Annotated in this window: 4 protein-coding genes; all 4 read right to left on the minus strand. The window is 53.0% G+C overall.

Annotated elements, in window-relative coordinates:
- Positions 1 to 87: 87 nt before the first annotated feature.
- Positions 88 to 1,515: a hypothetical protein gene (locus KJ970_04305; protein MBU2690127.1), complete on the minus strand. Its 1,428-nt coding sequence runs from the start codon at positions 1,513 to 1,515 to the stop codon at positions 88 to 90.
- 126 nt (positions 1,516 to 1,641) lie between these two features.
- Positions 1,642 to 3,072, minus strand: a complete 1,431-nt coding sequence (locus KJ970_04310; GenBank protein ID MBU2690128.1) for a hypothetical protein — start codon at positions 3,070 to 3,072, stop codon at positions 1,642 to 1,644.
- A gap of 144 nt (positions 3,073 to 3,216) precedes the next feature.
- Positions 3,217 to 8,883 (minus strand): hypothetical protein, encoded by a 5,667-nt coding sequence (locus KJ970_04315; protein ID MBU2690129.1) that lies wholly within the window; start codon positions 8,881 to 8,883, stop codon positions 3,217 to 3,219.
- A gap of 535 nt (positions 8,884 to 9,418) precedes the next feature.
- Positions 9,419 to 12,256: a T9SS type A sorting domain-containing protein gene (locus KJ970_04320; protein MBU2690130.1), complete on the minus strand. Its 2,838-nt coding sequence runs from the start codon at positions 12,254 to 12,256 to the stop codon at positions 9,419 to 9,421.
- Positions 12,257 to 12,425 lie beyond the last annotated feature (169 nt).

The following is a 12,425-nucleotide window of genomic DNA, read 5'->3' on the forward strand; positions in this document are numbered from 1 at the left end:
GGTCGTCTAACGGCCATTTCAGGCATGAAAATAGACGACCACCTCCCTATTAAAGAGATGGTCGCCCTTGACACTAGCCGTTTCACATCAGCGCAATACCGTCACCTTTGTGGCTGCAGTGTGCCTATCCCACGTTGCCCGAATCCAGTAAATTCCCGCAGACAGGGGGTTGCCTAAATCGTCGCAGCCATTCCAGTAGACGGATGCCTGGCCGCCAGCCCCCTGCCTGAGATTTAGGGTTGCGCGATTACGACCGACAATGTCCACGACCTCAACCCTGAATGACCGGAGCGTGCTGCTGGGTGTTTCGGCTTGGAGCGTAATCTTGCAGCCGCCGGCGGCGATCACCGAGGGTGAAACTTGAAGACGGCGCGATTGAGCAATCTGCACCGGTTCCACTGATGACGGATCCAGATACGTGATGTTAGGAAGAACATTAAGTGTGTCTTCATTGAAACCGATCAGGTCCTTGCCGGGATGCTCGTCAATGTCTGTAATTTCCAAATCACGCAAGACTACATGAATTACCTGGGTTTCCTCAAAGGATCCAGACCCATCCCCAGCTGCAATAACGCCCCATTGCCCCGGACCATACATTGTAAATGCTAAATCCGTTTCATAGTCATCATTTAAGTCATCAAGCCCAATCCAATAAGACACAATTGAGTTAGTAAATGTCACTCCGGGAGCAAATCCACCGTCACCTGTATTTATTAAAGTCCTGAGGCTCCCGGGCCCACCACTCATTCCAATATCGAGCAAGTTATCTTCGTTTAAATGCGCAATATCCATTCCTGGGAAGTTATCATAAAAATGGCCATCTTCTTCGCGAATAACCCACTCGACTGACTCAGGGAATTGGCGACTTCCGAGATTTCTCAGCAAGGCAATGGCTCGATCCTGCAGGCAGTCGTAGTGACTGCCAACAACGCTTACGACAATATCTTTAAGCCCATCGCCAGTGACGTCGGCAACTTTCAACTCCGTTGCATACGTGTCATCCCCCCACATGCACCCCGGATCGATTTGGCACTCGTAGGCATCTGGAATTGGATCAAACCCATTGCCGTTTCCCCAGAAAATGATGATGCTCTCAATAACTTCAACAGTGACAAATCCAAATGCAATAACATCTTTGTTTCCATCAGAATCGAGATCAGCAATTCGGGCCAACCTCAACCCACCATCAAATGAGATGGCCACGGGTGGTTCAAATAACCCGTCGCCCTCATTTAAATATACAAGCATGTCATCAGGATGGCCGCCGGCTGTTATGATATCATCACCTCCATAGTCATCGATATCACCAGCTGCAATGTCATAGTAAAGACCTGGATAGGTTGCTGCCAACTGAAAGTGACCGTCACCCAAACCGTATAACACTCTTACATTGAGATCCGGGGTCAGATAAGCCGCATCGAGTAACGTGTCGGGATTGAAATATCCCAGCGCCAACTGTATGGGCTCCTCAGGAAGAACCGTCTTGATCGGATCCCCGAACCAGTCTTCAGCCAATAACGGCCTACACAAACTGGCAATCCCCAGAATCAAAATCGCAAGCAACAGGTGAGCACCGGATCGCCTCCAAGACCTGCTCTCGATCCTCATAACCGTCACCCCCCTCGGTTGGAAGACGCAGGATTACCGCAATATCGTTACCTTGGTCGCCGCGATTTGCTCATTCTGGGACGCACGGATCCAATAGATCCCAGCAGGCAAAGGGTGGCCGGAATCGTTGCAGCCATCCCAATGAGCGAATGCCGTTCCATCGGTGCTCTGTTTGAGATTCAAGGTCGCGCGACTGCGGCCGAGAATGTCAACGATCTCGACACTACTGTGCTGATGCGGGCTGGTTGATGCTCCGGTAAAAAGTGTAATGTCGCAACCGCTCCCGATAACCACCGAGGGCGAGACCTGAAGAAGATGGGATTTGGCAATCTGAGTTTGTTCCACCGATGACGGATCGAGATAGGTTATGTTGGGATAGACAGTGAGCGTGTCCTCAAAGAATCCGACAACTTCATGACCAGGATGTGTATCAATGTCTGCCATCTCAACATCGCGAAGAACGGAGTACAGCATTTGGACATGTTCCATTCCACCCGCTCCGTCCCCTCGAGCTATTGCAGATAGACCGCCGGCGAAATGTGACCAGGCAAGATCTGTCAATCCGTCACGATTGAGATCTCCCAGATCCATATAATAACCCGGTATTGTATCGAGTCCCTGGCCTTCAACAAGTTGACCATCTCCCAGATTTATAAATGTCCTAAAGTCAGGCTCCGGATCTCCATTTAGACCTAAATCGAGAAGATTATCTGCATCGAGATAGCCGAGATCAAAGTCTCTGTATTTACAATTGTTGGGACAGACCCCAGGTTCCCGCAAAATCCATTCGACGGATTCCGAGAATTGACGATCGCCCACACTGCGCAGCAAGCCGATGCCCATGTCGTTGAGGCAGTCATAGTGAGAGCCAAATGCACATACGAGAACGTCATTAAGAGAATCCCCAGTGAAATCTGCGACTTTCAACTCCTTCGCATCAGTGTCATCCCCCCACATGCACCCCGGATCGATTTGGCATTCGTAGAAATCTGGATTTGGATCAATACCATCGCCGGTTCCCCAATAGATGATGATGCTTTCGATATAGTCAGGAGGTAGTATTCCGAAGCAGACAAGATCATTATCATTGTCAGAATCCAAGTCCGCCACTCGGATGAGATTCAGTTCAACATCTAGTAGAATGATCAACGGAGGCTCAAAGGAACCGTAGCCATCGCTGAGATAGATCAGCATACTTCCTTCTTCTGTGTCAGCGGTAACGATATCGTCACCGGCGTAGTGATCAAGATCCCCCGCCGCGACATCCTTGATTCCTCCCGCATAAGGGGCGGTGGATGAAAAATGACCATTTCCCAAATTATGAAGGATATAGAGGTGCCGAGTGAGGGTCTGATAGGCCACATCCAATAGGCTATCCTGATCGAAATATCCGAAGGCAAGATTTCTTGGTTCTTCAGGAAGAATCGTCTTGATCGGATCCCCGAACCAGTCTTCGGCTACCACCGGCCTGCTCGATATGAGTATCCCCAGAATCAAAATCGCAAGCCACAGGTGAGCACCGGATCGCCCCCAAGACCCGCTTTCGGTCCTCATAACTGTCACCCCCTTAATATCAGGCACCTTTAGATACCATAATTATACACCTGTCTACCGAATCAGGACAAGCTTCTCGGTTAACTCAAACCGCCCGGCCTTATAGCGGGCAAAATAGACACCTGCCGGAACCTTATGCCCGCCATCGGATTGTCCGTCCCAAGGCAAGGAATAGACTCCCGGATCCAGTATCCGATTTTCGAGCGTTCTCACTTTCCTTCCTGATGTATCGTAGATATCGAGCGATATTCGTGTTCTAAACGGCACACGGAAGGTCAGAATTTTTTGACCCTTGAAGGGATTGGGGCCCTCTGGAAGGAAGGCAGCCCCATGGCCAGGGAGGATTTCTTCCGGCCCATCCGGGTGTTGTATTCGGTACAAGACTCCGCTCTCTGTATTCCCAGTCCGCCTCGAATCATGAGCCGCACTCCCCCAGAGTACATCATCGCTGGACGTCAGGCTGGGCAGGTTGTAGACATGAACGTAGTCGCCCACCGGAACAATCATTTCAAAATAGCCGTCATTGTCAGGGTCGGCAATGATCGGTGTCCCCGGATTTTCCGGATAGACTATGGGCCAACCGCTTTCAGGTTCACATTCAAAGCAATGAGATTCAGAATCCCAAATTGCCTCCCAGCAGAAGAGTCCTCCCTGCATGGAAGGCACGAGAATTTCGATCCGGCCATCGTCGTCAATATCTGCCAGTAATGGTGAGCCTTGGGTCACCGCATTGTTAAGATATCTGCGTCCGGGAAGAGGGATAGAATCCAGACAGGTCGTGATGTGATCTTCTCCATCATAAACCCAGAGCAAGGTAACCTTGGTGATCGGATCGTAAGTAATGATACTGTCTTTATCAGCCTGGCGCGAAATGACAACCTCAAGGGTGTCGGAACTACCTCCCAAATCCCCCAAGCTCGGCTGAGAAGGGCGCTCGAAGATCACCAAGCTATCTACACCGCTCCCACGGTAGAACCAGAAATCGCCCAGGGGGTCTCCCGAATTTCCATCAATTGTCTGGACGGGATACCATTGCACATTCCGTGCAGCGAAGACAACATCAAGGTAGGTATTGCCGTTGCTGTACACGTGGCCTAGGGCTGGAGTGGAAAGAGGACAACCCGGACAACCAACATAATGAGGATCCCAAAGACTATCCGGACCAGCCGGACAACCGGTAGTATCGGAATCCCAGGCATATACGTAACCGGAAGGAAGCGGCTGAATGATATCAAGCTCACCATCCTCATTGAGATCAGCCACTCCAACTCCTGCATAATTGCCCCAATTATAAGTATCCCCTTGAGGAGCATCGGCAAAGAGACCATTTGTATTGTTGCACCAGTAGGTCTCTCCGTCCTCCCGGAAGACAAATAGGCTACCGCCGTCGCACCCATTGAGAATGATCTCCAAATTGTCGTCGTCGTCCAGATCGGCCAGTGTTGGAGTCGATCGCGCATGGACTCTGGCAGACCAGAGCCGATCCCCATCGGAGTCAATGACCAAGAGGGAGTCATCACCGAAACATCCTACAATTTCGTCTTTGCCATCATGATCAATGTCACCGGCGGCTAGATCTCCGTGAAACTCAAAGTTGGGTTGATCAAACTCGCTGTCATCTGGAATCGGGTCATACAGCGTTCCATCGCCCCCATAAGCCGGCGTCCCGTTTAGATTCCAAGCAGATATCACACGCCCGCCGACGATGATCTCCAATGAGGATTCACGATCAATGTCAGCGAGTACGACTGACGTGACGCACCCTTTGGGGACGCGAATCGGCCAGCCTGACCTGTCTTGGAGAGTGGTCAGTTCAGAACCCGCCCAGGTTATCGGCCCCTCATACAGACCATTGGTTACGGCCGAGACACCGTAGGTGTAGGAAAGGGGATTACCCGCCCCGTCCTTGTATTCAAGGTCATTCAATTGAAGCACAAAGGTATCGATGAGAAGCTCACCGGTGACACGCCGCACGACGGTCGCAGAATCGCGATAGACATAATAACCTAGAATATTGCCTTCACCAGGAGCTTCATCCCACCTAACCCTCAAGCCGCCATTCATCGGCTCGACATCTATATCCGGAACTTCGACCCAGTAGTCGTTCAGAGGCCAGGGATCCAGATTTTCCCAAACACCCAGCGTGTCCATATCCCCATCAACTTCACGAGCAGCTGTCAGAGAAGTGATTCTGAATGTACGTTCATCATCACAGAAGAGAAATTCGCCGTGGGTCCAATCTTCCTCGCCTGCTTCCAAATCCAGCCACAGTGTATCCTTGTAAACTGAGATATTTGCACCGGTGGCCTCGAGGGTCAGAAGAAGATCACCTGTTGCGGCATCCCCGCGATTCCACACCCTGGGCCGCGCGCCAAATTCCTCAGCAGTATAGCCACAGTCCCATAGACCGTCGAGGCTGTCGATTTCGACGCAATTCAAGACCAGGTCGGGAGTATGGATTGTCGTGTAGAAATCACTGAATGTGGGATCCGTATTGCTGCCTGGAGGATTTGATTGAACACTCATATTTAGACGCCAATCGGTAGGCATCCCCGGCTTTATTCGGAACTGGAATTCGACACTTGTCGTATCAATCCCATCGATAAACGAGACGGTGTCATAGGCGGCCGAGTCCGCGGTGACTTCGATCCAATTCTGCGCCTGGGCATTAAAAAGCAGCGTGTCGTCGGTTGCATCACCAACGAAGTCGAATTCCAGCACGTCAAGCGATCCCCAAGTTGTCAGTGACACCTCGTCGCTGCCGTCTATGCCTTCATAGACCACATCTATACCCCCCTCGGTTATGAACACCCCGGAGAAGGAATCGCCGATATCCGGCGTGTCATAATGAGCAACAACGTTGTAGGTGAAGGTCGTATCCCGCCAGATGTAAATGGCGCCGGTGTTGTTCATGTAATTCGGTTCCAATTCAGGCCGGAATGCATATTCATTCATGATAAGGGAGAAAGTGTCGAGCTCCGCGGGGGGATTGTATTTATCCTTGCCAATAAAGATGAGGTCGGGATTGTATTCGGAATTAATCAACATTGAAGTCTTTATCCTGGGGCTAATCCCCAGGAGCGCCTTGCCGGCCGAACTTGTTGAAAGGGTAGGGTTATGGAGGTACACCGTAAGGTCCACTAGATCGCCGGGCTCAAGAAAATCCGCCTTGGTACTTGAATCGGGCAAGTCCGAGAATTCGTGAGAGTCGTAAATGAGCGGGATAGCGAGAACTTGCGGATGATTTCCAGGCATGCCGATTTCTGGAAGTATTTGAATCATCTTGGGGATGACGTTGGGTGCAGACGCCCAGATCGTGAGGGTGTCGCTGATATCCAGCAATTGCAGGGCAGGAAATATCGCTTCACCATTTTCATCTGTCCGGCCAATGACATAGAGATCATTCTTACTCAGGCAGACACGGGCATTCTCGACTGGCGTCGCGCCGATCTTGACAATTATCGTGTCCGGCACTGTTGAAGGGTGGCTGGGAAAAGTCTCCATGGATGAGGTTAGAGTCAGCGTATCGGGAACCGCACTCCAGGCAAGCATACTGGGATCTCCAAAGAGATGGCAAAGAAGACGGGAATATCGGTTGAATGAAGTTGGACTATCATTGTCTAAATGAGCATTGTAGAGGCTGACCCCCGTGGGAAGAGAATGCGCCAGGATATAATCGAAGTACTGCAGCGCGGTAGCGGGTTGATTTTCGCTGTCTTCCCTCCATCCTGTTAGCGACGAGCCTCCCCACATAGAGACAGCTCCGCCGTCGGGATCTCGGACCAAGGTTTCCACCACGGAATCCTCATCCAGACGGGCAACGCTACAACCACGCGAGGCGCCAACGAAATATGAGGGCCCATTACTCATAGTCGATAGCAACTCGCGAGTTGGGCCAATGAAAATATTACTGGTTTTGTAATCATCGAAACAGACGTCGATCCAGGATAAACAGCCGTTCTCCGTGCAACCTGCACCGACATTTTGTAGGCAATCGTCTATCAGAGGTTTTGTTAAAGCACCATTTGATGGACCACCCAATCCATGCGCTCCTGAGTGTTCCATGTGAAAGAATATTGCTGCATTCGCATTCAAATAATCTCTGACATTGGCCGCTGTGAATCCAGGCTCCGAAGGGTATGTGTCGAATGCGTCCTTAATGTCCTTATAACATTCCAGAGATGTGCCGCCGCAGCTTGCCGTAGTGCCGAGATCAGGATAGAGCTGCACAGTAGAAAAGGAAGGGCTCACTTCATCCAAGATATTTCTCTTTATTGCCTCAGCTTGACGAATCCCGCTGTGCCACCACTTATAACTATCATCAGTTGCTAAGTCCCAAGCACTATAGTTCGTAAGTCCCGCTGCAAGCACCGCTTTTGTGTAAAAGCTATCTGGAGGTGTGTCCAGGCCTAAGCCCGGAACTCGCTCATAGGTCTGGAGCTTCTCGATGATTGCAGTAGCTTCTAGGGAATCTCTGGCAGGAATCCGTCCAATCCAGAGCTCAGGATAAACATCAACCGCATAGGTCCAACTGTAGAAACCGTTATTGTCTTGATCCCAATCCGAGTCTAGACCCGCATAGTACCAATCGCTCGAGGGATCTTGACCATCTTCTCCGGCATAGGGCATCTCATACAGAGATGTTCTTGAAGGAACGACCTCTACATCTCCCCCGAGAATTACAAAATCGGTTCCCCAGAGTGAATAGGCTTCCTTGAGAAACTCACGGATTCGTTCGGGATCATCTCCTCCTGAATAATTCTCTCGAATCCAACTGAGTGACCTCACAACTGTCGGGATCCCTGTTACAGTCCGCCAATCCGCCCAGACCTGAAAAGCTCTGGTCATGTCACCATCAAATGACGTTCCATCTGTCCATGTATTCTCGGTCAGGATGACCATATCTACGGGAGAGCCCTGCAATGAGGGTTTCTCCGTCGGATCGAAACCGGCAGCGGCCGCAGTCTCTGCAACTGCTGCATGGAAGTTTGGCTCCTCGGAGCCAAGGTCAGGATAAAATCCTTCAAACTCCTCGGAATTCAATACGTTTTCACGGGCCCAATCAACCTCCCATCGGCCGCGTGAGAAACGGCGCTCGGGGCGGAGTCTTGGGGGAGCGCCTTCATCATCCGAAATAGAGGTCAGATTTACGGCGACCTCGAGGGTTTGATAAAGATATAGCTCGCCGTTGTTCGCCCGCCATTCAAGAGGGAAGGCGGCGAAGGAGGCCAGGGAGAGTTCCCGATATCCCTCGTTGGTGCCGAGGATTTCAAAACGCGGCGGGAATGATCCACCCGGGCCGTAGTAGGTCGGACTCGGTTCCCATCCCTCATTCTCTTCAGTCGAAGGAACCGGCCGGGGTAAGATGTCATCCGCAATGAGAATGGGATCGCGCGGCAAAACCGTGAGCGAGGTTACGCGCATGCGGGAGGGTAATAAAATTGTCTTGTTGAGAACGGGCAACATCGGGCAGCCGTCCCAATCGGGATCTCTGAATGAGGGGAGTCCTTCATAGGTCACAGCGCTGTAGTCAGAATCGGCGAGGTGTTGAATGTGCACTTTGGAAGAATCCATCTCGAAGGAGAAGGTGAGCAATGCTGGTTGGTTTCCGGGTGAGATCCTTCCGGCAGACAGATGGGTGCTGCCTGCAAAGAGGCAGAACAAAAGTAATATTCCGAGCATTGAATACCAGGCAAGCCGATTCATCCAAGTCGCGGCCATTTTCACCTCCCATATTCAAGACATGCGGTCCCTCGGATGGCCCATCCGGACCAATCCTGTCTCACATTCGTGGTTTGTAGCTGACCGAAAGTACCTGGCTCGGGTATGAGAAGACGAGGGTTTGGCAAGAAAGGCTGGCAGAGGTTGGTTCTTCAGAAGGAAGATGCCGGAAAGGCGGGCTAGAGCGCCCCCCCCCCCCCCGCGTGGGCTGGAGGGCTTGATCAATGCAAAGGACATCCAATTCGCCAGAAAGGAGGCGGCACAGAAAGCAGATCTCTGACTCAAGACCATTAGCATAATTTGCCCAACAAATAGATAATACTCATCCCAAGCCGATTGCAGAACAGTCAGTTACAAGCATGACTATAATATCAGAATGTGACTTACAGGTCAAGATGCGGTTTCCAAAAATGTGACGTGAATGATTTTGTTACTCAAGACGGTCGGATAAATTGGGCGCAAAAGGCCCATCGCGCATGTCACTTATAAATTCGACAATGCAGAATCCCCGTCGCCGACACGAACCGACAGCGGTTCATCGCATCAAGACGCACCGCGCCGATACCGACCCTGTCTCGCCGCTCGCCTTGATCCAATAGATACCGTTGGGACAAGCCGTCCCATCTGATTTCCGGCCATTCCATGAAAGATCCCGTGATCCCGTTGCGGCCGGTCCATCATAGATCTGCGCGACACGCTGTCCGGCAATATTGAAAATATCGATTTGTACATTCTGTGCTTGTGGGAGCTCAAGACGTAGAGTGAGGTGCGAACTGAACGGTGTCGGATGCGGGGAGAGACTTAGACCGTTAAAGAGTTGTTGCGCCGGATCATCCACCTCGCTCGCCGGCGCCAATTCACAATATTCCACCCCTTCCACATTTCCATTGCCGTTCCCGGCCGGCGCCTGGGCGATCAGAGCTCCGCCGTCTTGTGTTTCATAACCCAAGGCCGCGAGCCAGAAAGTCTCGGGTATCCCGCCGGGATAGAGGGCGTCGAGATTCAATGTTCCCTCAAGCACCGCTCCCTGGGCGAGTCCGTAAGAGACGCCGCTTTGCACCGATTGCGCGGCGTCAAACCAGCCGATCCATCCATTGCCGTCCTCGGCGGCGAGGAAGTAATCCCATTCTCTCACCGAGCCGGACTTCGCCCAGGGAGCATTGACAACAGACGACGTGTCGGTCAGTACCATCAGAAAATGATCCAGATCGGCCGTCGCGCCGATCCCCTCCGTGGCGAGATAAAGAATATTGTCTTCCCGGGCTCCCCACAGGGAGAGGCCGCCGCCGGAAGCCAGCAGCGCTACGCCGTCATCCAGCGATCCGTCCATGACGTAACCGCCTGAGGCGTCTTCGCCGACATAGACATGCTGGATTGGTGTGCGCTTGATATTCCCAAGGTTGTCTTCGGCTTCAACATAGTAATCGAGCAGCGTCTCGGCATAGCCGGTGAGCTGGAGCCAATATTCATCAGCGATATAATCGGGCAACACGGTGAAATCGATCCCGGGAATGTCCCAGGGCTCGCCGATCGGGAAATCGCGATAGGTCATCGGAAGCGCCGTCCATGCGCCGGTCTCCGCGCCCCCCGCGAATGTTTCGTTGTCATGCGACTCAGGATCGTTCCAGCCGTCGAGATCCTCACGGATCATCAGCTCGATCCTGGCGAGACCCGAGACATCATACGCAAAAGTCCAAATATGAAAGTCGGATGACATCGGCGCGCCGGCGCCGCCGGGATATCCCCACAGCGCGCCCCCGCCGGATCCGCCGGGATTCCAAGGCAATCTCTGCGGCAACCAGATCGTCGGCGCCGTGCCGTCGGATCCGCCCGCGATGACCGCATCGGCTGCGGTGACGGCGTTGTTACAAGCCAGCGTCGCCTTGATCTCCATATCGATCGAACTGCCATAGTACATATAGCCGCTCTCGTAGCCGGCCAGCAGATGATGCCAGGCCCGCTCCGCATTATTGGCTCCCGTGGGATTCACAATCTTTTCCGGATCAACGCCGCCCAGGATCTGCTCGGCCGTCTCCACACGATTCTGCGCCGCGGTGAGGACGGCCCAATTGCGTTCATCCTCGGCCCAGCCGCTGGGGATATCAAAGGCGCCGGACGGATCGACGAGGGGCCAATTCCAATTGATATACTGCGGGCTGCCGAAATCGCCATCGGCATTAACCCATCCGCCGTCTTCAATGTGCACGATATCATCAGCCGGCACGGGGTGGTCTTGGAGATACTGCGCCACGACCGTCGGTGTATAACCGGCCGAGGCGGCTTGGTGCGAAAACTGCGGTACGCTTTCGTAATAGTAGCTGTAACCTCCCGCCCAATGATTATCACCGTCATGCGCGAAGAGCACGAGCATCGGTTGATTCGGATTGTTGCTCGACGCCATCGCGTCGATCGAACCCGTCCCGAACATCCCCGAGCCTTCCTCCCACCCCATAGCGTTCGCCGCCGGAATCACCACGATTTGTGAAACCTCCCCAGTCAGCGGATCCACCGCTTCGGCCTGATGCGGTGTGAACCCGAACGGATAAGGCACCTTCAGCGTGACCCCGCGGGAAATATAATGACTTGTATAATCGTTCTGCGCCGGATTGATCTTATCGGCCGCATTGGGCGGATCGCAGTTGTCTTCATTGGCGGCGTAGGGGTAATTAGCGCAGGCGCGCGCGATATGGACATCCGGCACAATCACCCATTCCAAACCCGCCTCGACCAGGGCGGGGATCAACCGTTCGCTGAAACACATCTCGGCGGGGAAGAATCCCTTCGAATAATCATTATCCCCCCAGGCCGTGTCGTAAATCGCCTTGGCGCAGGCCAGCTCTTTGCGCACCGCGTTTTCATCCATGAGGGCGTTGATGCCGTGGTGATGGCCGACGACCACCATATCCATCCGCCGCTTCCCGCCGGATGTCGTCCAGCCGCGCGCCTCGCGAAAATTCGCGGACCAGTTCGATGCGTAACGCCCGCCGTTCCATCCGGCATCGCCGAGGCTTTTTATATTTTCGATCAGGGCGCCGGCGAAGGAAACCTGTGCGCCGGCCTCGGGAAGATCGAGCATCGAATTCACCGCGTCGCGGGGCGACCATTGATAGGCGGCAACGCGGTCATCAACGTTAAAGATTGAGAAAACATCACTCTCGCTATGCCCGAGGGCGATCGTTTCATAGGCCGTCTCATAACGGCCGGGCGTCCAGGTGCTGTTATCGGGCCAGTAAATCGGCTGATGCATGTGCCAAAGATAACTCGTGTGAACGCCGGTCGACGCGGCGGAGCCGTCTATAAATCCGCTCAGGAGGCCGCAGAGAGCGCTGATGAGAAGGGTGACAATGAGAAGGGTCCCGCGGCTTCGAATCATTATTCCTCCGGTGTGGTTCTTGGTTGCGACTTCTATTGTATCACTCTATGCGCCGGGGTTCCCCCACTACTCACACCCCCCTCTCTCTGGTATAATTAGCGTGACGGGGTTTAATCTGGAAACTGCCGGACCCACACCCCAATCCTTTTGCATTACAACGAGTTAGCCG

The organism is Candidatus Eisenbacteria bacterium (genome assembly GCA_018831195.1).
Classification (GTDB): Bacteria; Eisenbacteria; RBG-16-71-46; order CAIMUX01; family JAHJDP01; genus JAHJDP01.